The organism is Streptomyces coeruleorubidus (genome assembly GCF_008705135.1).
Classification (GTDB): Bacteria; Actinomycetota; Actinomycetes; order Streptomycetales; family Streptomycetaceae; genus Streptomyces; species Streptomyces coeruleofuscus.
The window spans coordinates 4,026,232-4,050,239 of sequence record NZ_CP023694.1; the positions used below are offsets into that span (position 1 = coordinate 4,026,232).

The window sequence follows — 24,008 nt, forward strand, 5'->3', positions numbered from 1 at the left end:
CAACCCGGCGAACCTTCCCGGTCACAGCACTAGCTCCGCGCCCCTCTCATCGAGCCCCGCCGTCCGGCACGCAGCACGCAACACCCGCGCAGCCCCAGCTGATGTGAACCCCTCATCCGTGCGAGCAGCGTCAACCGCCATGCCCGTACCAGCCCCCCTAGTCACGCGATCAACTGGCGCACGACTACGGGAGACCAACCCGACGTCCGCCAGACACAATCCCGACAGTACCTAGTCCATCAGTGCCGAGACGAGTGCCAAGCTCGCCCACTCACCTCTCACTTGGTGTGCTCGCCCCCTGCGCAGGCAACGCTCGCATGGCAGCATGTCAGTGGCGCAGGCCAGGAAACGGCAGGGGAGGTCACAGCTGTGGTGGTCTCGGCTGAGGTAGGTCAAATGAGTGGGGGAGCGATGACAGCACCGGGGGATGCAGAACCTGAGATGAGTTCCGTGCGGAGGGAGTTCGCACTGGAGCGATACCGCTACCTCTTGCAGCAGATTCACGCAGTGAACGAGAACGCGTACCGCTTCCTCGCCATCTACCAGACGCTAGCTACGGGCCTCGTCACCGCAGCTCTTGCTCTGTTTGTCGGGTATAGCAAGTGGGGAGTAGCACCAAGTACCGCGCGGGGCGGAGTGATCGGATTACTCAGCCTTACCACCATAGTCGCGGCATTTACCTCGACATTGATTGTGGTCGGCGCCATTGCATGGTTTGACTATCGCAACGAAGAATGCGATATCACTGACGAGATGATTGAGCCAGGATTTCGCAAGCGGCCACGTCCACGGAACTTCATTCGCTGGTATGAAACTTACGTGTTGCTGTTCATTATTGTCTCGCTGTCAGTAATGTGGTTGCTTGCCTGCTTTCTCCTTCTGCCAGCAATGCAGTAAACCTCGCACGCCGATCACTTGGCGCCGTCTTGTGCTCGCACTCTTGCAAGCAAGGCGCGGCACATGCGCTGCGAACGCCGGAAATCAGCCACCTGCCGTATCCGGCGTCCGCACGTCTTAGCTTCACATCATTGCAACCCGACTCACGTACGGTTGCACAGGTGCGACAACTGCCAGGCAGATCAGCATCAGTTATTATCTGATCGCGTCCAGCGCGAAGAATCGAAGATCTGTTTAGCTGCAGCCATATCGCAAGACTCCTGAAACCTCTTGAGGTCGAGATAGCTGACGTCGAATTCTGACCCTGCCAGCCTCCGATAAACTTCTTCTGTTAGATCCGTTCGGTTCAGTCCAACAAAGGTGATCAGCCATGATAGAACCGTCAAGTGCCGATTTAGCTCTTCCGATTCGCTAAACCGCTCCTTTGTGGCATCGACAGCCCAAGCCCATGGATGAGTGTTTAGCAGGTAGTGCTCGACGCCTACCCTTACTCCGATGTAACGGTCGGAGAATCCTGTCGACTCAATTTCCCCGATGGGCAGCCTCATGACGTGCCGCAGGCGGCCTTCCCTCTCACCCTCAAACGACCGCATCGATAGATGCTCGACCAGATCAAGTGCTTCTCTGGAGTTCAGGCTTGATGTCCACCTAGGCGTACCTTCTCGTCGACGCCAGGTGACGTTGCAAGATCGCCGATCCATACGGCCGGAGAGAACCGCAATCTCCCACTCTGCCGCGAGATGCTCTTCCAAGATCCCGAAACCACCAAGGCGGCTGCACAGGAGCGTCCAGTCTGCTGGAATAGGGTCCTCTGCATTTCCCAGAAACTCCAGCAGCGACTGCAAGGAAACGTCGGCTGGGACTTCCCGCAGTAGCGCCTCCACATGGTCAGCGAAGTTGCTGATACGCATATGGATCTCGGGTAGCCTTCGAATCTCTTCGATGGAAGCTTTCCGGCGCACACCACCTTCTTCCACTACGGCCAGAGGTACTCTTTGAAGCGCCGCCTGGAGGAGACGAAACGAACTAGGGACCATATTGTGCGACGTCAATGAGGAAGTTAGGAACTGAGCTTCACTGCAAGCCCATGTCAGCGAATAGCCGTTTTCGCTTTGCAGTAGATCGCTTTGATCTCGGATGTGATCGCAGTATGCTTCGTATATTTTTCCGATCAGGGCCGTCTTCTCAGGAGTATCATCCAGAGATGACCTAGCTACATTTGTACGAGGGGAACCCTGGCCGCTCACATTAACGAGGCCGATAATTCCGTTACGATCCTTGTATCCTGGTGCTGTGCTTTCGACTCGCACACCTTCCACACACACGCCTGGAGCGAACTGATCACGCTGGTGGCCTTCTCGGCCGCCGATGTACTGTTCTCGAAGAGTAAATCTCCGCGATGCCGGCGCATACCGACTATGCTTCAGAAATTCCCATTGCCTGAAGAATTCGTTCCAGCGAAGCGCATACGCAATTGTTGCATTCTCTTTCTCGACCACTTCAACTCGAACCTTGTTCGAAGTGAGATGCTCGCGAGAGCTTAGTGACGACTTGACAAGAAAGTCCTCTAGAGCTTCCTTGAGGTGGTCATAGCCCACCCGCTGCTCTTCTGAACCGTCAATTGTGCATGTTACGGTGCAGCCTGGCACCACGATCCAGCGGCGCGCAGTCATAAGGATGTCATCAATTTCGGCGCTGGGGCGCACCGTCAGGCGGACGATTGTGCCATGAGGTCTGATTTTGACATCGACTTCCTCCTTCGGAAGGACCCTCACCAGGTATTTTCCATGAACGGAGCGCAATTCGAGTTGACGGGCCTCTTCTTCCTCCGGGTGTGAGGTGATGACTTCAACCTGATCGGCAATCATGAAGGCAGACATCACCCCGATGCCGAATCGGCTGATGGGGCTGAAGTTTGGGTACTTTTTCCTGAAATCCGCCTCTTGGTATCGACTTGATCCAGCCTTGAGGAGATTATTCTCGATAATCTCCTGCGTCATGCCGCAGCCATTGTCTCTGACCTCAAGGGTACGAGCTTTACTATCCCAAGAAATCCAGACCTTTCCGTCGCTTCCATCAGATAGCCTCTCCAGCTCATCCTGAAGCCGCACAGCATCAATCGAGTTTTGCAGAAGCTCTCGCAGCACGACATTACTGTCGTTGTAGAGGGTGTGCCCTGTGAGGAGGTCGAGAATTTTCTCGCGATCGATATTGAAGTCGAACTGTCGAGGAAGAAAACCTTCTACGTGGATATTGCGTGTGTCAACGTATCTCCACGGAAAAGTGAATGTGGATGCGAACAAACGATTGGAACGGGCCTCCCACTCGTGGCTCATGCGGAGTTGCTGCTCTGCGTATTGCAGGTAAGCGATCAATCCGAAGTAGGCGTTTCCATCCGTAAAAAGCGCATGAACTTCAATACCCTCTGGAGTCAACGAAGGGTCGAGCTCTCCTTCATCATTGATGGCCAATTTTGCTCGTACTGATGTTACCGCTTGCTGCTTAGCCCATTCCAATTGACTAGTGGGGTCACTCGGGTTCAGGATCCGGAAAGTGATCGACGGAGTTCTATCGCTGGTGACGTGCAGGATATCCACCGTCCGCAGCAAAATGGCAGCGTATTGAACGTTCGCAGTCTGCGTTTTTCGTGTTCCGTATGGCTTAGAAACACTGTACTTCGTTTCATTGTCAAGATCATCTAGATGATGGCTTTCGCAGACCAACGCCAGATCCTTACGGAAGACGTAAGGAAGGCACTCGAGCACCTTCGACACTTCCGTCTGCGCCGCGCCAGAGGCCCCGTACTCTGTAGTTGCGTTACCTACGATCCAGTTTCGCACGCGCGTCGCATGGAAGTAGCGCACAAATTCCTGATAAAGGAACCTCTCGACGTCGCCCCCTTGGGACTGCAGTTCACCGATGCGCGCTTTGTAATCGCGCCCGTTATTGTCATCGGTTAGCAGCACGTCTTCTTTGAATCTTGCGAAGGATGACTGGTCTCGCTGCTGATACTCGTCTTTCGTGACGAGCATGCCTAGATCGTGGAAATAGATTGCCAGGACCGTGAGAAGCCAATCGGTCGGCGTTAGCTGTGTTTTAGTTTCCTCTGGGATGATCCACTCAAGTGATTCAAGCATCGCATCAATGTGGCTAATGTCATGCTTTGTGTATTCTTCGAAGATGCCGCCATTTCCGATAGCGCCCAGAAGTTCTTCCACGCTATTTCGAATACCGAGAAGATTCACCCCTTGAAACGGTTGAAGAGTGCATGCTTCCTGAGCCATTTTCTCTGCATGAGATGGAAGTACGTCCGCCACTGAGTCCCCCTGGATCTGTCAACGCCTCCGTGCCTGCTCAAGTCAACGCTAGCCAGTCCGTTTGCTGTATGTCAGGTGAACAGTCGATTCGGCACTACGCACATCGCGGCGGAGCTCTACGGGCAAGCTGGCGGCAGGTTGCCGGATGGACGTGGATTGCCTCGGCCGAAACGCACTCCTGAGGCGTACGCCGGCTCTCATGCGGCGGATAGGTCGACCTCATCCGTCCTTAGACAGGCGCTCATCACTGCATGAAACCGAGTTGATCGACGACTCGCGCAGGGCGGCGATGGGCGCGAGCTCGGCCCTGGTCTGGGCCCACAGGACGAGGGCGTAGGCGGTGACGGAGAGGGCGGCCCCGATGAGCCCGATCCCGGCGAACGGCCGGAGAACGCCGAGAGTCCGCCTCCTCCAGCGGCTCACGGCGTAGGCGGGGATCACGACTCCCTGGACCGCCATCAGCCAGGCGATGTACCCGAGGGAGGAACCGGAGGCGCGCACGCCGAGGCCGTCGACGACGGTGTACACCGCGATCGTCAGGCCGGTCGCCAGGGCCGCTCCGATCGCCGCCCAGTCGGGCCGGCGCCCGCGCAGTCCCCACACGGCGACGCCGGTCAGCCCCGCGCACGACAGGGCGATACCGGCGGCGGCCCACCCGTCGGGCACCTCGTGCGCGAAGACGGCGGCGAGCACGGTCACGACGAGCGGCGCGGTGCCGCGCGCGATGGGATAGGCCTGCCCGAAGTCGCCCAGCCGGAAGGACTTCATCAGCAGCGCGTAATAGGCGATGTGTATGGCGGCGGAGCCGAGCAGATACGGCCATGCCCGGGCAGCCGGAAACGCCACGAAGGGCGCCAGGGCCAGCCCGATGACCACCCCGCCGCCCGAGATCAGCGCGAACCCGGCCAGCTTGTCGGTGATCTTGTGGGCGATGGCGTTCCAGCTTGCGTGCGTGACGGCGGCGAGCAGGACGGCGGCGGTGACCAGGGGCGTCACGCGGAGAGCTCACGCACGTCCACGAAGGTGCCGCCGGCGTGGCCGACGAGGTCGCGGGGCGCCATGGGGAAGACGGTGTACGGCGTCCCGGCGGCGGCCCAGACGAGGTCGTGCCCGAGCAGGGACCGGTCGGCGAGCACGCGCGTCTTCGTCCTGTGCCCGAAGGGCGGCACCCCGCCGATGGCGTACCCGGTGGTCTCCCGCACGACATCGGCCTTGGCGCGTGTGACCTTCTCCGCCCGAGCTCCTTCCGCACGAGCTCGAGGTCGACCCGGGAGGCCCCGTCCATGAGCACCAGCACCGGCACACCGTCCGCCGCGAAGATCAGCGACTTGCAGATCTGGCTCAGCTCGCACCCGAGCGCGGCGGCGGCCTCGGCGGCGGTGCGGGTGGCTTCGGGGTACCGGCGGACCTGGGGTACGAGGTCCTCGATCCCCAGCTCCCGCAGGGCCTCGGCGAAACGGGGGTGTACTCCGGAGTTCTCGGCGCCCGTGGCGGCTGTCGTCGTCATGCGGGCACGCTAGCGGTGCGTGTACGAGACACGCGAGGCGGTTTCAGCCGGTGGCGTCCTCCGGCCGGACGTCCGCGAACTCCCACCACGCGAGCGGCAGCCAGTCCCCGTCGACGAAACCGTCGACGGACCCTCCGGTGCCCCGGATCGTCACGCGCGTCCCCTCCGGATAGACGACGCCCGACAGGCCGGGAACCGCTACGAGCAATGTGCCGATACGTCCTGACAAGGCTCTACTTCCTTTCCTCTGTGGATGCAAATCGTCTCATCATGTACCAGCCTGGTATATGACTCACGACACAGTTGGAGGTGCGTGACGATGAGGGCTGTCGTGTACAAAGGCCCCTTCGAGGTAGCGATAGAGCAAGTGGAGGACCCACGGATCCAGCACCCGAACGACGTGATCGTCCGTGTCACCTCGACCGCCATCTGCGGCTCGGACCTGCACATGTACGAGGGCCGTACCGCCGCGGAACCGGGGATCGTGTTCGGTCACGAGAACCTCGGGGTCGTCGAGGAGGCAGGAGAGGGGGTCACCTCGCTCAGCCGCGGCGACCGGGTGGTCATGCCCTTCAATGTGGCATGCGGCTTCTGCAAGAACTGTACGGCCGGTTTCACGGGCTTCTGCCTGACCGTGAACCCGGGCTTCGCCGGCGGCGCCTACGGCTATGTCGCGATGGGGCCCTATGTGGGAGGCCAGGCGGAGTACGTGCGCGTGCCCTACGCCGACTTCAACTGCCTCAAGCTCCCCGAGGGCACCGAGAAGGAGACCGACTTCGTCCTGCTCGCCGACATCTTCCCGACCGGCTACCACGGCAACGAACTGGCCGACGTGCGTCCCGGTGAGACCGTCGCCGTCTACGGCGGCGGTCCGGTCGGGCTCATGGCCGCCTACTCCGCGATGCTGCGCGGCGCGAGCAAGGTGTTCGTGGTCGACCGGGTGGCGGAGCGGCTGCAGAAGGCGGAGGAGATCGGAGCCGTGCCGATCGACTTCACCCAGGGCAACCCGGCGGAGCAGATCAAGGAGCAGACCGAAGGAGGCCGGGGCACGGACAAGGGGATCGACGCCGTCGGTTACCAGGCCCAGGCGCAGAACGAGGACCGCGAGGAACCGGCGACCGTACTGAACTCGCTCGTCGAGACGGTCCGGCCGACGGGCGCGCTGGGCGTGCCCGGCCTGTACGTCCCGCGCGATCCCGGCGGACCGGACGAGCAGGCGAAGCAGGGCATGCTGATGGTCTCCATCGGGCGCCTCTTCGAGAAGGGGCTCCGCATGGGCACCGGTCAGTGCAACGTCAAGCGGTACAACCGCCACCTGCGCGACATGATCATCGAGGACCGTGCGACGCCGAGCTTCGTCGTCTCGCACGAGCTTCCTCTCGACCAGGCGCCTACGGCGTACGAGAAGTTCGACAAGCGTGTCGAGGGCTACACCAAGGTCGTCCTCCACCCGCACGCATGAGAGAGCACGTATGACAAGAGCCGGTGAGGGCTCCCCGTCCCCACGGGGCCCTCACCGGCCGGTCTGTCAGGATGCGGTCAGGCGCGCACCAGCTCCTTGTCCTGATCCCCGGACGCCGAGCGCAGCCCCTCGCCCTCCACGTCCACGTTGGGCAGGGCCCGGTCCAGCCACTTGGGCAGCCACCAGGCCTTGCGGCCGAGGAGGGCCAGGACGGCCGGGACGATGGCCATGCGGACGACGAACGCGTCGAAGAAGACCGCGATCGCGAGGCCGAAGCCGATCATCTTGACCATGGACTCGGACGAGCCGATGAAGCCGGCGAAGACCGCCATCATGATGACCGCCGCGGCCGTCACCACCCGGGCGCCGTGCCGGAAGCCCGTCACGACCGCCTGGCCGGCCTTCTCGCCGTGGACGTAGGCCTCCCGCATCCGGGTCACCAGGAAGACCTCGTAGTCCATCGCCAGGCCGAAGACCACGCCCACCATGAAGATCGGCATCATCGACATGACCGGCCCGGTCTGCTCGACGCCCATCAGGCCCGCCAGCCAGCCCCACTGGAAGACCGCGACCACGGCGCCGAGGGCCGCCATCACCGACAGGAGGAAGCCGAGGGCCGCCTTCAGGGGGACCAGGATCGAGCGGAACACCACGATCAGGAGGAGGAAGGCCAGGCCGACCACCAGGACCAGGTAGGGGATCAGGGCGTCGTTCAGCTTCTCGGAGACGTCGATGTTCATCGCCGTCTGCCCCGTGACCAGCACGTTCGCGTCGGAGTCGGCCTTGATCCCGGCGCCCTTTCCGCGGATGGAGTGGACCAGGTCCTCGGTCGCGACCGACGACGGCTTGGAGTCCGGGATGACGGTGATCGTCGCCGTGTCACCGGCCTTGTTGGGCGCCGGCGGCGTCACCGTGACGACGTCCTCGAGGCCCTTGATCTCAGCGCCGACCTGCGTGAAGGCCGCCTTCGGGTCGTCGCTGTCCTTCGCGTCGACCACGACCATCAGCGGGCCGTTGAAGCCCGGCCCGAAGCCCTCGGAGAGGAGGTCGTAGGCGCGGCGCTGTGTGGTGGACGTGGGCTGGGAGCCGTCGTCCGGCAGGCCCAGTTCCAGACTCCCCGCCGGGACGGCCGCCGCGCCGAGGCCGACGACGCCGAGCAGCAGGACCGCGACCGGGCGGCGGACGACGAAGCTCGCCCAGCGCGTGCCCAGGTTCGGCTTCACCGGCTTGTCCTGCTCCTCCTGCTTCTTGGCCCGGCCGAGCAGCTTGCCCTTCTCCCCCGCCGGCTTCACCTTCCGGCCCGCGTACCCGAGCAGCGCCGGGACCATGGTCAGTGCGATCAGCACCGCGATGGCCACCGTGCCCGCCGCCGCGACGCCCATCTTCGTCAGCATCGGGATGTTGACGACGGACAGGCCCACCAGGGCGATCACGACCGTGAGGCCCGCGAAGACCACCGCGGAGCCCGCCGTGCCGACGGCCCGGCCGGCCGCCTCCTCGCGGTCGCGGCCCTCGGCGAGTTCGGCCCGGTAGCGGGAGACGATGAACAGCGCGTAGTCGATGCCGACCGCGAGGCCGATCATCATCGCGAGGGTGGAGGTCGTCGAGCCGAGGTCCAGCGCGCTGGCCAGCGCCGTGATCGAGGAGACGCCGATGCCCACGCCGATGAGCGCCGTCAGCAGCGGCAGACCGGCCGCGATCAGCGAGCCGAAGGTGATGACGAGGACGACCGCGGCGACCGCGATGCCGATGATCTCGGTGGTGCCGGTGTGCGGGACGGTCTGGAGCGCGTCACCGCCGATCTCGACGGTCAGCCCGGCCTTCCGCGCGTCCTGCGCGGAGTCCTCCAGGGCGTCGCGCGAGGAGTCCTCCAGCTCCATGCCGGAAACCTTGTACGAGACCTGCGCGTACGCGACCGTGCCGTCCTTGCTGACGGCCTTCGCCTGGTACGGGTCGGTGACGCGGACGACCTCGGAGCCGTCGGCGAGTTCCTTGACGGTCTCCTGGACGGTCGCCTTGTTGCCGGGGTCGGTCATCTTCTCGCCGCTCGGCGCCTTGAAGACGACACGGGCGGTGGCTCCGTCGGCGCTGGTGCCGGGGAAGCGCTGCTCCAGCAGGTCGAAGGCCTTCTGCGCCTCCGTGCCGGGGATGGAGAACGAGCTGTTGCCCGCGGCGGGGGCGCTGGCCGCGCCGACACCGGCGAGGGTCAGCAGGGCCACCCATATCAGGGCGACGAGGTGCCGCCGCCGGAAGGAGATCCGGCCGAGTTTGTAGAGGAATGTGGCCACGAGGGCGTACTCCCGGTCAGGTCGTGGGGTTGGTTCTGGGCAGGGCTGATCAGCCCGACGACGTGAGCGGTGACGTCAGGTGGAGGGCTAGTTCAGGGAATCGTCAGTCGACGGGAACGCCGAGGGCGGGGAGGACCACGGCGTCGATGTACGAGGTGAGGAACTCCTGCGTCGGCGGCTGGTCGTCGATCAGCGTGCGCGTGGCGAACGCGCCGACGAGCATGTGCACGATGTAGTCCAGCGCCGGGCGGCCGGCCTGGACCTCGCCGCGGTCGACCGCTCTTTGCACGACCCGGTGGAACTCCTCCATCTCGGGCTCGATGAGCAGTTCCTTGAACGCCTGGAGAAGGTCCGGGTTGCCGTGCACGGCCATGAACAGACCGCGCATCAGCGCGGCGTTCTGCTGCATGGTGCAGTCGTCCTCACGGGAGGTGAGGGCGTGCAGGTCGCCCCGCAGGGATCCCGTGTCGACGTCGGCGATGCTGCCCGGCTTGTTGTGCCGGATCGCCTTCGCCACCAGCTCCGGCTTGCCGCCCCACTGGCGGTAGAGCGTCGCCTTGCTGGACCGGGTGCGAGCGGCCACGGCGTCCATGGTGAGGGCGTCGTAGCCGACCTCGCGGAGCAGGTCGAGCACGGCCGCGTACAGCTCGGCCTCACGCTCGGGCGTGATCCGACTGCGACGCACGGTGGCGGCCTCAGCCATCTCGCTCACCTTCCTGCTCCGAACGACACGGTTTCGTACGTCACGAATGTAGCGCACCCTCACATGAGAACGAAACGGTTTCGTACGTGTCCTGGGTCACGAGGCGGCACGCACGCCGGTTTGTCATAACTTGCTCCGGTCCGCCCCCGGGCAAAGCATGGGGAGGTGAGCTATCTGCGTCTGCCGCATCTCCATGACGACCTGCTGTGCTTCGTGGCCGAGGACGACCTCTGGCTCGCCCCGGTCGACGGCCCCGGCCGCGCCTGGCGGCTCACCGTCGACCGCACCAAGGTGGGACACCCTCGCTTCTCGCCCGACGGCCGCCACCTCGCGTACACGAGCTGGCGCAGCCTGGTGCCCGAGGTCCATCTCGTCCCGGTGGACGGCGGTCCGGGCCGGCAGGTGAGCCACTGGGGCAGCGCCGACACCCGGGTCTGCGGCTGGACCCCGGAGGGCGAGATCCTGGCCGTGGCCTCGCACGGCGAGCCCTTCTCGTACTTCACCTGGGCCTACAAGGTCTCCCTCGACGGCGACCCGGGCCGCAAGCTGCCCTGGGGGCCGGTCGCCGACATCCAGGTCGCCGATCTGGACGGGGAGCGCAAGTCCCTCCTTCTCACCGGCACCCCGCCGCACGAGCCGGCCGCCTGGAAGCGCTACCGGGGCGGCGCCACGGGCAGGCTGTGGCTGCACGGCGAACGGCTGCTGGCCGATCTCGGCGGCCATCTGCACTCCCCCATGTTCGCCGGCGGCCGGATCGCCTTCCTCTCCGACCACGAGGGCGTCGGCAACCTGTACTCCTGCGCCTACGACGGCTCCGACCTGCGCCGGCACACCGACCACGACGCCTTCTACGCCCGGCACGCCTCCAGTGACGGCACCCGGGTGGTGTACCAGTGCGCGGGCGACCTGTGGCTGGTCGACGATCTGTCACCGGGGTCCGAGCCGCGCCGGCTGGACGTATGGCTGAACGGCCCGCGCGCGGGGCGGCGCCCGTACCAGGTGGCCGCCGCCCAGCACGTCGACGGGATCTCGGTCGACGAGACCGGGCGGGCGAGCGCGGTCGTCGTGCGCGGCAGCCTGTACTGGCTCACCCACCGGGACGGGCCGGCCCGCACCCTCACCGACATCCCGGGCGTCCGGGTGCGGATGCCGGAGATGCTCGGCGCGAGCGGGCGGGTGGCGTACGTGACGGACGCGGAGGGCGAGGACGCGATCGAGATCGCCTCCCTGCCCCGGGCGAGCGGGGACCGCGGGCCACGGCGGCCGGCCTCGGGCGGACTGGGGCGGGTCCGGGAGCTGGTGTCGGACCCGGAGGGCGAGCGGCTGGCGGTCGCCTCGCACGACGGGCGACTGCTGCTCGTGGACGTGACCGAGGAGTCCGCCGGCGAGGTCACCGAGTTGATCCGGTCGGTCAACGGACCCGTGCGCGACCTCGCGTTCTCCCCGGACGGGGCGTGGCTGACCTGGTCTCATCCGGGGATCGGGCGGACACTTCGGCAGATCAAGATGGCCCGGCTCGCCGGAACCGCGGAAGGGGACAGGTTCGTCGTCGACGTCACCAACGGCCGTTTCGAGGACGAGAACCCGGTCTTCACGCGCGACGGCCGCTACCTCGCCTTCCTCTCCTGGCGCGGCTTCGACCCCGTCTACGACGTGCACACCGGCGACCTGTCCTTCCCGCTGGGCTGCCGCCCGTATCTCGTGCCGCTGTCCTCCGCGACACCCTCCCCCTTCGCGGTGAACCCCGAGGGCCGCCCGGCCGCCGGGGGCCTGGACCCGGTGGAGGACGACGAGAACGGGGAGAGCGGCGCCGTGATCGTCGAGGTCGAGGGGCTGGAGAGCCGGGTCACTCCCTTCCCGGTGGCCGCCTCCAAGTACTCGGCGCTGCACCCGGTGGCGGGCGGCGGGCTGGTGTGGCTGCGCTGGCCGATCTCGGGCGCGCTGGGCGAGACCTTCGCGAACCCGGACGACACCAGCGGCCGGCCGACCCTGGAGCACTTCGGCATCACCAAGGCCAAGAAGTCCGAACTCGCCGTGCACCTGGACTTCTTCGCGGTCAGCGGCGACGGCACGCGGCTGGTGATCGTCGACGAGGGCGAGCTGCGCGCGGTGCCCGCGACCGAGCCCGGCGACGCCGACACGACGGTGTGGATCGACGCGCGCCGCATCCTGCACGTGGTCGACCCGGCGGCTCAGTGGCGGCAGGCGTACGAGGAGGCCGGGCGGCTGATCCGGGCGTACTTCTGGGAGCCGGGCATGTGCGGCATCGACTGGGCCGGGGTGCTGGACCAGTACCGTCCGCTGGTCGAACGGGTCGCCTCCCCGGACGAGTTCGCCGACCTGCTGCGCGAGGTACTGGGCGAGCTGGGCACGTCCCACGCGTACGTCACCGCCGCCCGGCGCAACGAGGGCCCGCCGCACTACCAGCGCCGGCAGGGCCTGCTGGGCGCCAACTTCGTACGCCGGGACGGCGGCTGGACGGTCAGGCGCATCCTGCCCGGCGACTCCTCCGACTCCAAGGCCCGCTCCCCGCTGGCCGGCACGGGCATCCGCGAGGGAGCGGTCCTGACCCACGTCGACGGCCGCCCGGTCGATCCGGACGCGGGCCCCTATCCGCTGCTGGCCGGCGCGGGCGGTACGACGGTGGAGCTGACCTTCTCGCCCGCGGAGGGCGCGGGCCCGCCCCGGCGGGTCGCCGTCGTCCCGCTCGTCGACGAGCGGCCGCTGCGCTACCAGGACTGGGTGGCCAAACGCCGGTCGGTGGTGCGGGAGTTGAGCGGCGGGCGGTGCGGCTATCTGCACATCCCGGACATGGGCGGTTCGGGCTGGGCGCAGTTCAACCGTGATCTGCGCATGGAGGTGTCCCGGCCCGCGCTGATCGTGGACGTGCGCGGCAACGCCGGCGGCCACATCAGCGAGCTGGTCATCGAGACGCTGAGCCGCACGATCCTGGGCTGGGACCTGACCCGCGACGCCCAGCCCGTGTCGTACACCTCGAACGCGCCGCGGGGCCCGGTGGTGGCCCTGGCGGACGAGGCGACCTCCTCCGACGGCGACATGATCGCCGCCGCGTTCAAACTGCTGAAGCTGGGCCCGGTGGTGGGGCAGCGCACCTGGGGCGGCGTGGTCGGCATGACCGGCCGGCACGAGCTGGGGGACGGCACGGTCATCACGGTGCCGATGAACGCTGCCTGGTTCGACGCCTACGGCTGGTCGGTGGAGAACAACGGCGTCGCCCCCGACATCGACGTCCTGCGCACGCCGCTGGACTGGGCGGAGGGCCGTCATGCCCAGCTCACGGACGCGGTGGAGCTGGCGCTCGGGCTGCTGGAGACCAACCCGCCGGCGACGCCGCCGACCTACAGCGACGTACCGGACCGCTCCCGACCGAAGCTGCCGCCCAGGGCGTGAGGAAGGGGTGCCCCGCGCGGAGCACCCCTTCCCTTCAGCACGCAACGTCAGGCGTCGTAGTCCTGGTCGAAGCGGTCCTCCTGCTCGCGCTCACGCTCCCGGTCGCGGTCACGGTCGCGCTGCGGCTGCGGCTGCGAGGGGTCCATGTCCTCGTCACGCCGGCGGCCGCGGCCCTGCATCTGCTCGCGAGCCTGGTCCGCCTTCTGCCGGGCCTGGTTCTGCCACTGCTCGGACTTCTCCTGGAACTGGTCCTTCATACCCATGTGGGTTCACTCCCGTTGGGGGTGAGGGGATCTGGCTCGACCAGATTCACACGGGCGGTGACGCTGCGCATGTCGATCACTTACGGTGCGTAGTCCGCTGCTGCTCATCGGCCGCTCCGCCCGCCCCGACGAGGCCCGTGCGCATGCCCGTCAGCCGGTCCGCGAACCGCCGCATCTCCCGCTGGCCCACCGTCCCGATGACGCCGGGCAGATATCCGCGCACGCCCTGCATGCCGCGCAGCCACCACTGCCCGTAGACATGGCTCGACCGGCGCTCGATCCCGGCCACGAGCCGGTCCACCGCCGGGCCCAGCGGGTACGTCTTGTTGGACGGCCAGGGCAGCCGCTGCCTCAACTCCCGCATCACGTCGTCCTGGTCGGCCCCGCGCACCATGTCGGTGTCGGTCCACGACAGATACCCGACGCCGACCTTCACGCCCCGGTACCCGACCTCGGCGCTGAGGCTGTGCGCGTACGCCTCCACCCCGGACTTGGACGCGCAGTACGCGGTCATCATCGGCGCCGGGGTGATCGCGGCGAGGGACGCGATCTGGAGCAGATACCCGCGGCTCTCCAGCAGCATCGGCAGGAAGGCATGGGCCGTCACCGCCGAGCCGATCACATTGACCTCGATCACCCGCCGCCAGGACTCCGGGTCGGAGTCGGCGAACGGACCGCCCGTGGCGACACCGGCGTTGGCGACGACGATGTCGACCCTGCCGAAGCGCTCCTTGACCTCCTCCGCGACCCGGGCCATCGCCTCGTGGTCGGTGACGTCGGCGTGCCAGTGTTCACTGTCGCTGTGCAGCCGCGCGGACACCTCCTTGAGCGCGTCCGGTTCGAGCCCGACCAGCGCGATCCTCACGCCGCGCGCGGAGAGCTTGCGGGCCAGCAACTCCCCGACGCCGCGCGCCGCCCCGGTCACCACGGCGACCCTGCCTTCGAGGCTCACCCTGCTCATGCGCTCTCCTCGGATACGACCTGGATGTGTGTGTGCACGAGTTCACGGATCTTCCCGGTGACCAGCTCGGGCGCCTCGACGGGCGTCATGTGGCCGATGCCGGGCAGCTCGGTGAGCCCGGTGCAGTGCGGCAGCGCGGCGGCCAGGGCTTGAGCCTGCACCGGCGGCGTGAGCCGGTCCGCCGTGCCGACGACGACGGCCGTGGGCACGTCCAGCTCCCGTACGCCGTGGTCGAGATCGAGCAGGTCCAGCACGTGCGACCAGGTGTGGCGGACCGTGCGGGGGCAGGCGTGCACGATGCGGGCGCAGGCCTCGACCATGTGCGGGGCCGAAGCCGGGCCCATCGTCCCGTACTTGAGGATCCGGCGGGCCAGGGGCGTGACCGGGCCGAGCGGCGCCCGGGAGCCCAGGATCCGCCGGGTCAGCCAGGTCCGCAGCCGCCCGGGCCGCATGGGGACGACGGTGGAGGCCGCGACCAGCTCCGAACTGCCCGTGCTGCACAGCAGGACGGCGGCGGTGTGCTCGCGGAAGGCGGTCCTCCCGGAGGCCGCCATCACGGTCATGCCGCCCATGGAGTGCCCGGCGACCACGGCCTGTTCGCCGGGCGCCAGGGTGGCTTCGAGTACGGCCTCCAGGTCGTCGGCGAGGGTGTCGGTGCTGCACACCGGGCTCGCGGGGCTGCGTCCGTGGCCGCGCTGGTCGTAGGCGATGACCCGGTGGTCGGCGGCCAGATCGCGGATCTGCGCCGCCCAGAAGGCGGTGGAACAGGTCCAGCCGTGGGCGAGGACGACGGCGGGGGCTGCGTCGGGCCCATGGATCTCCACGTGCAGCCGGGCGCCGTCGGCGGAGACGGCGGTCAGTTCGCGCGCGGGGGCGGGCGGGGCGTAGGGCCCGGAGTCGACGGACAGGAGACGGCTCACGCGTCCACCCCCGCCTTCTTCTCGGCCTTCCCGGCCGTCCGCTCGGCCGCCGGGGCCCGCAGGACGTCGTACTCCGCGAGGTCCACCCGCCGCGTCGCCCGCCGGAACTCGGCTGTCGTGCCGGGCCAGATGGTGGTGTTGCGGCCGCTCGCGTCGAGGTACCAGCTGGTGCAGCCGCCGGTGTTCCACACGGTCCGCTTCATGCGCTCCTGCACCCGGTGGTTCCAGGCGCTCACGGAACTCGGCCGGGCGTCCAGGGCGACGCGGCCGCCGAGGACGTCGAGCTGGCGGACGAAGTCGGCGAGGTAGTTCAGCTGGGACTCGATCATGAGGATCATCGAGGAGTTCCCGAGGCCGGTGTTGGGCCCGATGATCGTCATCCAGTTGGGGAAGCCTGCGGCGGAGGCTCCGCGCAGGGCCTCCATGCCGCCCTTCCAGGTCTCGGCGAGGGTCCGCCCGTCGGCGCCCACGACCCGGTCGGCGATGGGCATGTCGGTGACGTGGAACCCGGTGCCGAAGACGATCGCGTCCACCTCGGCCTCACTGCCGTCGGCGGCGACGAGGGTCGATCCGCGGATCTCGGCCAGCCCGCTCGCGACCACATCGACGTTGGGCTGGGCGAGCGCCGGGTAGTAGTCGCTGGACAGCAGGATCCGCTTGCAGCCGATGCGGTAGTCCGGGGTGAGCTTCGCCCGCAGGGCCGGGTCCTTGACGGCACGGGCCATGTTGCGCCGGGCCAGCTGCTCGACGAAGCCGAGTTCGTTCGGGCGCTTGGTGAACGCCTGGACCTGCAACTCCCGGATGCCCCACAGCAGTCCGCGCCGCAGCTGCGAGGTGAAGGGCAGCTGCCGGTGGAGCCACCGCTCGGCGTCGCTGATGGCCCGGTCGACGCGGGGCATCACCCACGGCGGGGTGCGCTGGAAGAGCGTGAGCCGCGACACGTCGGGCTGGACGGCCGGCACGATCTGGATGGCCGAGGCCCCGGTCCCCACCATCGCGACGCGCTTGCCGCGCAGGTCGTAGTCGTGGTCCCAGCGGGCGGAGTGGAAGACCTTGCCCGGGAAGGAGTCCAGCCCGGGGATGTCCGGCACCTTCGGGTCGGACAGCGGACCGGTGGCCGACACGACGATGTCCGCCGACAGGCTCCCGCTGCTGGTCTCGATGTCCCAGCACAGCCGCTCGGCGTTCCACGTCATCCGCTTCACCTCCGAGTCGAAGCGGATGTGCGGCCGCAGCCGGAACACGTCCGTCACGTGCTCCAGGTAGGCACGGATGTGCTCCTGCCCCGAGAAGGTGCGCGGCCAGTCGGGGTTGGGCGCGAAGGAGAACGAGTACAGATGCGACGGCACGTCACACGCGCACCCCGGGTAGCTGTTGTCGCGCCAGGTCCCGCCGACGCTGCTCGCCCGCTCCAGGACGACGAAGTCGGTGACACCCTCGCGGCGCAGCCGCGCGGCGGCCCCCAGCCCGCCGAACCCGGAACCGACCACCGCGACCCGCACATGCTCGCGTTCGTGTTCGCGTTCGCCCATGCCGACACCTCCACACACCACGAGAACCATGCCAGTGAACACTGGCGCAATGGGAGAGTAGGGCAGTGACGTACTGATGGGTAGGGGGCCGTCGAGGAAAGTTACCCTCGGTACGCCTTAAGGTGCCCAGGTGGCCGAGAAGCGTGAATACCGCATGGAAGAGCTGGCCCGCCTGGCCGGGATCACGGTGCGCACCCTGCGCTTCTACCGCGAACGCAAGCTGATCCCGCCACCTCGCCGGGAAGGCCGCATCGCCTGGTACGACGACCAGCACCTGAACCGGCTGCGCACGATCACGGCCCTGCTGGAACGCGGCCACACCCTCAGCGGCATCGCGGAGCTGGCGGAGGCCTTCGACCACGGCCGGGACGTCGGCGACCTGCTCGGCGTCGGCGCCCCCACCGAGGAGGAGCCGGTCCACCTCACCCCCGAGGAACTCGCCGACCACTTCGCGGGCGAGGCCACCCCCGAGAACCTCGCCGCCGCGATGGAGCTCGGCTACCTCGGCACCGACGGCAATGAGATCGTCCACATCAGCCGCCGCCTCCTGGACGTCTCCTCGGCCCTGGTCCGCGAGGGCATCCCCCTCGCGGAGGTCCTCGGCGCGGCCAAGCAGGTCCGCACCCACGCCGACGCCCTGGCCGAACTCTTCACCGGCCTGGTCCTGCGCCACGCCTCCGAGGACGACCTGCCCCGCCTGCGCCCGCTGGCCCGCAGCGTGGTGGAGGCGGAACTGTCCCTGGCCATGGACCGCAGGATGCGCGGGGGCGGAGACTGACCACCGGGTCCTAGCGGTCGTAGACGACGGTCACCGGCGCGTGGTCGGACCACCGCTCCGCGTGCGTGGCGGCCCGCTCCACGAACCCCTTGACCGCCCGCCCGGCGAGACCCGGGGTGGCCACGTGATAGTCGATCCGCCAGCCGGTGTCGTTGTCGAAGGCCCGCCCGCGGTACGACCACCACGAGTACGGCCCCTCGGTGTCCGGGTGCAGGGCGCGTACGACGTCGACGTACCCGCCGTCCGCGGGATCGAGGACCCGGGACAGCCACTCCCGCTCCTCGGGCAGGAACCCGGAGTTCTTGGTGTTGCCGCGCCAGTTCTTCAGGTCGGCCTGCTGGTGGGCGATGTTCCAGTCGCCGCAGACCAGGACCTCGCGCCCCTCGGCGGCGGCCCGCTCCCTGAGCCCCTTCAGATAGGCGAGGAACTCGCCCATGAAGCGCTCCTTCTCGTCCTGCCGCTCGGTGCCGACCTCACCGGAGGGCAGATAGAGGGAGGCGACGGTGACCCCCGGCAGGTCCGCCTCCACATACCGTCCGCTGCCGTCGAACTCCTCCGACCCGAACCCGACCTGGACCCGGTCGGGCTCGCGGCGGCTGTACAGGGACACCCCGGCCCGCCCCTTGGCGGCGGCCGGCGCGTGCGTCACGTGCCACCCCTCGGGCGCCCGCACATGCTCGGGCAGCTGCCCCGGCTCGGCGCGCACCTCCTGGAGGCACAGCACATCGGCTTCGGTCTCCGCGAGCCATTCCACGAAGCCCTTCTTCGCGGCGGCACGCAGCCCGTTCACATTCACAGAGGTCACAGTGAGCACCCCGGCACGATACCGGCACCCTGGACGAGGTCCAGTTCCGGATCGAATACGGTAGCCGGCATGCATATACGCCGGGTCTCCTTCGACCACCCCGACGCCGTGAAGCTGAACGACCAGGTCCAGGCCGAGTACGCCGTCCGCTACGGGGACGACGGCGACGCGACGGTCATGGCCGCGTCGGACTTCGAGCCGCCGAACGGCATCTACCTGATCGCGTACGACGAGCTCGGCACCCCCGTCGCCTCGGGCGGCTGGCGTGCTCAGGACGCGAACGACGAGGGCAACCTGGACGGCGACGCCGAAGTCAAGCGCATGTACGTGATCGAGCAGATGCGCGGCCGGGGCCTCGCCCGCCGCATCCTGGCCGCCCTGGAGGAGGACGCCCGCGCGGCCGGCCGCATCCGCATGGTCCTGGAGACGGGCCTCAAGCAGCCGGAGGCCATAGCCCTGTACACGTCCAGCGGCTACGAGCCGTGCGCCAAGTTCGGCTACTACCGGCACTACGAGTCGAGCCGCTGCTTCGCCAAGGGCCTCTGACGCGTGTGGTGCTGAACATACGTCAGAGCCCCGGTCGGGATTCCCGACCGGGGCTCTGAGCTGCGTGGACCTGAGGGGATTTGAACCCCTGGCCCCCTCGATGCGAACGAGGTGCGCTACCGGACTGCGCCACAGGCCCTTGCAACGAGTGAAACTTTAGCACCCCGATCGGCCTGCTTGGAAATCCGTTCCCGAGGGGCGGTCACCTGCGGCTTCGCGGGCTACTCGTTGGCGGCCCGGGGCCGCCCCCCGTCCTCGTACTGGTCGAACAGCGGCGTGCGGCCGCGCTCCCGCGCCCGCCGTGCGGAAGCCGCGCGGCGGGCGTCACTGCGCCCGTCGCCGTCCGCCCTCTCCTGCTCGCGGTGCTCCGCCTCGCCGGGGTCCGCGCCGCCGGCGGGGGCGTCCTCGTGGTCCGGGGTGACGGCGCTCGACCGCGCGGAGCTCCAGGTGTCGGGGGCTGCGAGGTCCACGTCGCTGGTGGCCCGGGGCGCGACGGGTGCGGTCACATAGGTCGGCAGGGGCACCGGCACCGGCTCCCAGCTGTCGCCCTGTCCCGGCCGCCGCTGCCGCTCGCGCTGCTGATCGACCCACTCGGCGTGGTCGGTCTGCTCGACGAGTGCGCGCCGGTCCGCCGCGAGGGCCGACAGGCCGGGGTCGGTCGCCGGCCCGGGTCCTTCCTCCGGGTCGTCGGCCGCTTCGTCGGCGGAGGCGCGCCGGCGGGGCTGCCGCTGGTGCTCCCGCAGCCGCTGGGCCGCGGCCTCGGCCCGACGGCGGTCCATCTGGTAGGTGAAGCGGCGGCGCTCCTGGGAGCGCAGGTACGCGATGTACACGCTGAGCATGACGGCGGGCACACCAGGCGCCCACAGGAACGCGAGGCCCCCGACGGCGGCGACGATCGCGCCGACGGTGAAGGCGAGGAACAGCATGGTGGTGGTGCGCCGACGGCGCGCGAGCACCTTCGAGCGCCGGGCCCGCGCTGCGGCCGCCTCGTTCGCCTTGTTCGTCTGGGGCGTCGCGCCGCGCCGGGCGGCGGGCACGGGCCCCCGTCCGCGTTCGGCACTCGCCGGTCCGGGTGCCGGGCGGGCCGGCTGCTCGGGGGCGGGCGACGGTACGGGTGCCTGGGTCTGCGGACGCGTCTTGGACACGGCGAAGGCCCGGACGTCCACCGAGTCGGTGACGGCGTCCAGGTCGTCGGCGTCCTGCTCCCCCTCCTCGGCGGAGCGCGCCCGCAGGTCCCTGGCGTACCGGCGCTCCATGGCCGCCTTTCCGGACAGAAGCCGGATGGCGGTGCTGAAGCGTTCCGTCGGACGGGCCTCGTTCAGCTCGTCCTGCCTACGGAGCCACATCGGCACCAAGTAGGCGGCCCAGGCCCCGACAATGACTGCGTAGATGAGGCCGCTGCTGCTCACGCCTCACACGGTAGAGGGGTTTGCGTGAGGCCATCTGCCAATTGAGCCGGTGTGTCGCACGATCTGGCTGATATTTCGAACTTTTTTTGCGACGGATGCGATCAGCAGACCGACGAGGCCGGGAATTCAATGACCTGAGGCGGTCACCGGGCGATCAATTTCGAACACATATTCAATTCCCGGGGTGCTGCCGGATTCCCGGATTACTCTGCGATCGTGCCCGGTGCCAGCGCCTCAGCAACCCGTCCGGCACCTCTTCCGCCGTCAGCGCGAAGACGAGGTGGTCCCGCCAGGCCCCGTCGATGTGGAGATAACGCGGCCTGATCCCCTCCTCACGGAATCCGAGTTTCTCCACGACCCGGCGGCTCGGCCCGTTCTCGGGGCGAATGCAGACCTCGATGCGGTGCAGCCCGACCGTGCGGAAACAGTGGTCCACGACGAGCGCCACCGCCGTCGGCATCACCCCGCGGCCGGCCACCCCCTCGTCCACCCAGTAGCCGACGTGCCCCGAGCACATCGAGCCCCAGGTGATTCCGGCCACGGTCAACTGCCCCACCAGCCGCCCCTGGTACTCGATGACGAAGGGCAGCATCCGGCCGGCGTTCGCCTCCGACCTCAGGTGGCGGACCATCTGGCGGAAGGTCGGGCGGTGCGTCAGCGGGCCGCCGGGCGCGGGCGGCGGAATGGTCGCCTCCCAGGGGCGCAGCCAGTCGCGGTTGCGCCGGTTGACCTCGCGCCACGCCCGCTGGTCGCGCAGCTTTATCGGCCTGAGGACGATATCGCCGTCCACCAGCTCGACGGGCCAGGATGGGCTGTTCAGCTCGCACCCCCAGTGCCGGGTCTGGGGTGGTCACCGCCGCGGAGCTGCTCGACGGCGTGGACCAGCAGCGGCTCCAGGACGGCCAGGCCGTCCTTCACCCCGCCGCTGGAGCCGGGCAGGTTGACGATCAGCGTCCCGCCCGCCACTCCGGCCAGCCCCCGGGAGAGCGCCGCGGTCGGCACCTTCTCCCTGCCGAACGCCCTGATGGCCTCGGCGATGCCCGGGACCTCGTGGTCGATCACCCGGCGCGTCGCCTCGGGCGTGCGGTCGGTGGGCGAGATGCCCGTGCCGCCGGTGGTGACGATGACGTCGTAGCCGGTCTCGACACCGGCGCGCAGGGCGGCCTCCACCGGGTCGCCGTCCGGGACGACCTGGGGGCCGTCGACCTGGAAGCCGAAGCCCTTCAGGCCGTGCGCGATGAGCGGGCCGCCCTTGTCCTCGTAGATCCCGGCGGCGGCTCGGTTGGAGGCGGTGACGACGAGAGCGCGGTATGTCATGCCCGGCTCCAGTCGCCCGACTTGCCGCCCGTCTTCTCCTCCACGCGTACGTCCGTGATGACCGCTCCCTTGTCGACCGCCTTGACCATGTCGATCACGGTGAGCGCGGCGACGGAGACCGCGGTGAGGGCCTCCATCTCGACGCCCGTGCGGTCCGTCGTCTTCACGGTGGCCAGGATCTCCACCGCGTCGTCCGCGACCGACAGGTCCAGTTTCACACCGGACACCGACAAGGGGTGACAGAGCGGGATCAGGTCCGGGGTGCGTTTGGCTCCCATGATCCCGGCGATCCGCGCGGTCGCGAGGGCGTCGCCCTTGGGGACGCCCTCGCCGCGCAGCAACTCGATCACGCGGGGTGAGACGAGGACGCGTCCGCTGGCGCGGGCGGTGCGCGCGGTCACGTCCTTCTCGGACACGTCGACCATGCGGGCGGCACCCGCCTCGTCGATGTGCGTCAGGCGGTCCTGCGTAGGGGGGTCCTGCGTGCTCATGCTGTGTGGCGCTCCCGGTCCGGCCTGCTGTGCGCGACACGGTACCCCCAACCAGCGCCTCTCAGCCGAGCAGGACCACCTCGACCTCGGCGCCGGGCTCGACGGACTCGGTGTCCTCGGGGACGACGATCAGCGCGTCGGCGTGGGCGAGGGCCGCGACCAGGTGGGATCCGGCGCCGCCGACCGGGGTCACGGTGCCGTCGGCGTACGTGCCGCGCAGGAACTGGCGGCGGCCCTTCGGGGAGGTCAGCGCCTTGTCCGCGGTCAGCGTCGCCCGGGTCGCCGGCCGGTGGACGTCCTCCAGGCCCATGAGGGCGCGGATTGCGGGGCGGACGAACAGTTCGAAGGAGACGTACGACGACACCGGGTTGCCGGGCAGGGCCAGCAGCGGCGTGTGGTCGGGGCCGATGGAGCCGAAGCCCTGGGGCTTGCCGGGCTGCATGGCGAGCTTGCGGAACTCGATGCCGCTGCCCGCCTCGTCCGCGTCGGCGACGTGGGACAGGGCCTCCTTGACGACGTCGTACGCCCCGACGCTCACACCGCCCGTGGTGACCATCAGGTCGGCGCGGACGAGCTGGTCCTCGATGGTGGAGCGCAGGGTCTCGGCGTCGTCGGCGACGGCGCCCACGCGGTAGGCGATGGCGCCGGCGTCGCGGGCGGCGGCGGTGAGGGCGAAGCTGTTGGAGTCGTAGATCTGACCGGTGCCCAGTTCCGTGTCCGGCTGGACGAGTTCGCTGCCGGTGGAGAGCACCACCACGCGCGGGCGCGGGCGGACCCGGACCGTGCCGCGGCCGATCGCGGCGAGCAGGCCGATCTGGGGCGGGCCGAGGATCGTGCCGGCTTCCAGGGCGCGGTCGCCGGCCTTCACGTCACTGCCCTTGGCGCGCACGTGCGCGCGGGCCCCGGCCGGGCGGTACACGTGCACGTGTCCCGTGGCGCCCTCGGGGCCGAGGCTGCGGGCACGCATCCCGGCCACCGGGCCCTCGCCGAGCCCGCCGTCGGTCCACTCGACGGGCACGACCGTCTCGGCGCCGGGCGGCAGCGGGGCGCCTGTCATGATGCGGGCGGCCTGGCCGGGGCCCACGTGGAGCAGCTCGGCCTGGCCGGCGGCGACGTCCCCGACGACCTCCAGGGCCGCCGGGAACTCCTCGCTCGCGCCCGCGACGTCCGCGACCCGCACCGCGTAGCCGTCCATCGAGCTGTTGTCGAAGGGCGGCAGGGACACCGGCACCGTGATGTCCTCGACGAGGACGCAGCCCTGGGCGTCGAGCAGATGCAGCTCGATGGGTTCCAGGGGCCGGACGGTGGCGAGGATGTCCTCCAGGTGCTCCTCCACCGACCACAGGTGGTCGGGGCCCGAGTGGTCCTGGCCGGTGACGCGGGGCGCGGCGCTGCTCAACG

The 24,008-nt window shown here is 68.5% G+C and carries 20 protein-coding genes, 1 tRNA gene and 1 pseudogene; 5 read left to right on the forward strand and 17 right to left on the reverse strand.

What is annotated here, in order from left to right; genetic code table 11:
* Positions 1-411 precede the first annotated feature (411 nt).
* Positions 412-897, forward strand: a complete 486-nt coding sequence (locus CP976_RS18510; protein ID WP_229876166.1) for a hypothetical protein — start codon at positions 412-414, stop codon at positions 895-897.
* 188 nt (positions 898-1,085) lie between these two features.
* On the opposite strand, the gene CP976_RS18515 is transcribed toward CP976_RS18510, so the two are convergent.
* The 4 genes and pseudogenes from CP976_RS18515 to CP976_RS18530 form a co-directional block, all read right to left on the reverse strand.
* Positions 1,086-4,214, reverse strand: a complete 3,129-nt coding sequence (locus CP976_RS18515; RefSeq protein WP_150481380.1) for an HD domain-containing protein — start codon at positions 4,212-4,214, stop codon at positions 1,086-1,088.
* Positions 4,215-4,433: 219 nt separating this feature from the next.
* The gene (locus CP976_RS18520) at positions 4,434-5,210 is read right to left on the reverse strand and encodes a DMT family transporter (RefSeq protein WP_150481381.1); all 777 of its coding nucleotides are present in this window, start codon (positions 5,208-5,210) and stop codon (positions 4,434-4,436) included.
* Positions 5,207-5,721: pseudogene (locus CP976_RS18525) on the reverse strand (YbaK/EbsC family protein). Before CP976_RS18525 ends, CP976_RS18520 begins: the two are co-directional and overlap by 4 nt.
* 43 nt (positions 5,722-5,764) lie before the next feature.
* Positions 5,765-5,950, reverse strand: a complete 186-nt coding sequence (locus tag CP976_RS18530; protein WP_150481382.1) for a hypothetical protein — start codon at positions 5,948-5,950, stop codon at positions 5,765-5,767.
* Positions 5,951-6,040: 90 nt separating this feature from the next.
* On the opposite strand from CP976_RS18530, the gene CP976_RS18535 reads away from it, so the two are divergent.
* On the forward strand, positions 6,041-7,183 hold the full coding sequence (locus CP976_RS18535; protein ID WP_150481383.1) for a glutathione-independent formaldehyde dehydrogenase: 1,143 nt from the start codon (positions 6,041-6,043) through the stop codon (positions 7,181-7,183).
* A gap of 77 nt (positions 7,184-7,260) precedes the next feature.
* On the opposite strand, the gene CP976_RS18540 is transcribed toward CP976_RS18535, so the two are convergent.
* Positions 7,261-9,471, reverse strand: a complete 2,211-nt coding sequence (locus CP976_RS18540; protein WP_150481384.1) for an MMPL family transporter — start codon at positions 9,469-9,471, stop codon at positions 7,261-7,263.
* A 103-nt stretch (positions 9,472-9,574) separates the two neighbouring features.
* Entirely contained in the window at positions 9,575-10,174 is a 600-nt protein-coding gene (locus CP976_RS18545; protein WP_150481385.1) for a TetR/AcrR family transcriptional regulator, read from the reverse strand.
* A 165-nt stretch (positions 10,175-10,339) separates the two neighbouring features.
* On the opposite strand from CP976_RS18545, the gene CP976_RS18550 reads away from it, so the two are divergent.
* On the forward strand, positions 10,340-13,585 hold the full coding sequence (locus CP976_RS18550) for a S41 family peptidase (protein ID WP_150481386.1): 3,246 nt from the start codon (positions 10,340-10,342) through the stop codon (positions 13,583-13,585).
* A gap of 47 nt (positions 13,586-13,632) precedes the next feature.
* On the opposite strand, the gene CP976_RS18555 is transcribed toward CP976_RS18550, so the two are convergent.
* From CP976_RS18555 to CP976_RS18570, 4 genes are all read right to left on the reverse strand, one after another.
* Entirely contained in the window at positions 13,633-13,848 is a 216-nt protein-coding gene (locus CP976_RS18555; protein ID WP_150481387.1) for a hypothetical protein, read from the reverse strand.
* Positions 13,849-13,924: 76 nt separating this feature from the next.
* A complete protein-coding gene (locus CP976_RS18560; protein WP_150481388.1) occupies positions 13,925-14,809 on the reverse strand; it encodes an SDR family oxidoreductase in 885 nt (294 codons plus the stop codon).
* The gene (locus CP976_RS18565; protein WP_150481389.1) at positions 14,806-15,729 is read right to left on the reverse strand and encodes an alpha/beta fold hydrolase; all 924 of its coding nucleotides are present in this window, start codon (positions 15,727-15,729) and stop codon (positions 14,806-14,808) included. Before CP976_RS18565 ends, CP976_RS18560 begins: the two co-directional genes overlap by 4 nt.
* The gene (locus tag CP976_RS18570) at positions 15,726-17,261 is read right to left on the reverse strand and encodes a flavin-containing monooxygenase (RefSeq protein WP_150481390.1); all 1,536 of its coding nucleotides are present in this window, start codon (positions 17,259-17,261) and stop codon (positions 15,726-15,728) included. The genes CP976_RS18565 and CP976_RS18570 overlap by 4 nt, the downstream gene beginning before the upstream one ends.
* Positions 17,262-17,391: 130 nt before the next feature.
* Between CP976_RS18570 and CP976_RS18575 the strand changes: the two genes are divergently transcribed.
* Positions 17,392-18,039, forward strand: coding sequence for a MerR family transcriptional regulator (locus CP976_RS18575; RefSeq protein ID WP_150481391.1), 648 nt, complete (start codon positions 17,392-17,394; stop codon positions 18,037-18,039).
* Positions 18,040-18,049: 10 nt separating this feature from the next.
* On the opposite strand, the gene CP976_RS18580 is transcribed toward CP976_RS18575, so the two are convergent.
* Positions 18,050-18,853, reverse strand: coding sequence for an exodeoxyribonuclease III (locus CP976_RS18580; RefSeq protein WP_150481392.1), 804 nt, complete (start codon positions 18,851-18,853; stop codon positions 18,050-18,052).
* Between the two features lie 60 nt (positions 18,854-18,913).
* Here CP976_RS18580 and CP976_RS18585 point away from each other — a divergent pair, with 60 nt between their 5' ends.
* Positions 18,914-19,390, forward strand: a complete 477-nt coding sequence (locus tag CP976_RS18585) for a GNAT family N-acetyltransferase (protein ID WP_150481393.1) — start codon at positions 18,914-18,916, stop codon at positions 19,388-19,390.
* 65 nt (positions 19,391-19,455) lie between these two features.
* On the opposite strand, the gene CP976_RS18590 is transcribed toward CP976_RS18585, so the two are convergent.
* From CP976_RS18590 to glp, 6 genes are all read right to left on the reverse strand, one after another.
* Positions 19,456-19,529: transfer RNA gene (locus CP976_RS18590), tRNA-Ala, on the reverse strand.
* A gap of 82 nt (positions 19,530-19,611) precedes the next feature.
* Positions 19,612-20,799 carry a divisome protein SepX/GlpR gene (gene sepX, locus CP976_RS18595; protein ID WP_150481394.1) on the reverse strand — a complete coding sequence of 396 codons (1,188 nt, stop codon included), beginning with the start codon at positions 20,797-20,799 and terminating at the stop codon, positions 19,612-19,614.
* A 172-nt stretch (positions 20,800-20,971) separates the two neighbouring features.
* On the reverse strand, positions 20,972-21,592 hold the full coding sequence (locus tag CP976_RS18600) for a GNAT family N-acetyltransferase (protein ID WP_150481395.1): 621 nt from the start codon (positions 21,590-21,592) through the stop codon (positions 20,972-20,974).
* Positions 21,593-21,615: 23 nt separating this feature from the next.
* The gene (locus CP976_RS18605; RefSeq protein ID WP_086845557.1) at positions 21,616-22,116 is read right to left on the reverse strand and encodes a MogA/MoaB family molybdenum cofactor biosynthesis protein; all 501 of its coding nucleotides are present in this window, start codon (positions 22,114-22,116) and stop codon (positions 21,616-21,618) included.
* A complete protein-coding gene (gene moaC, locus CP976_RS18610; protein WP_086845559.1) occupies positions 22,113-22,607 on the reverse strand; it encodes a cyclic pyranopterin monophosphate synthase MoaC in 495 nt (164 codons plus the stop codon). The genes CP976_RS18605 and moaC overlap by 4 nt, the downstream gene beginning before the upstream one ends.
* 61 nt (positions 22,608-22,668) lie before the next feature.
* Positions 22,669-24,006, reverse strand: a complete 1,338-nt coding sequence (gene glp / locus CP976_RS18615; protein WP_150481396.1) for a molybdotransferase-like divisome protein Glp — start codon at positions 24,004-24,006, stop codon at positions 22,669-22,671.
* Positions 24,007-24,008 lie beyond the last annotated feature (2 nt).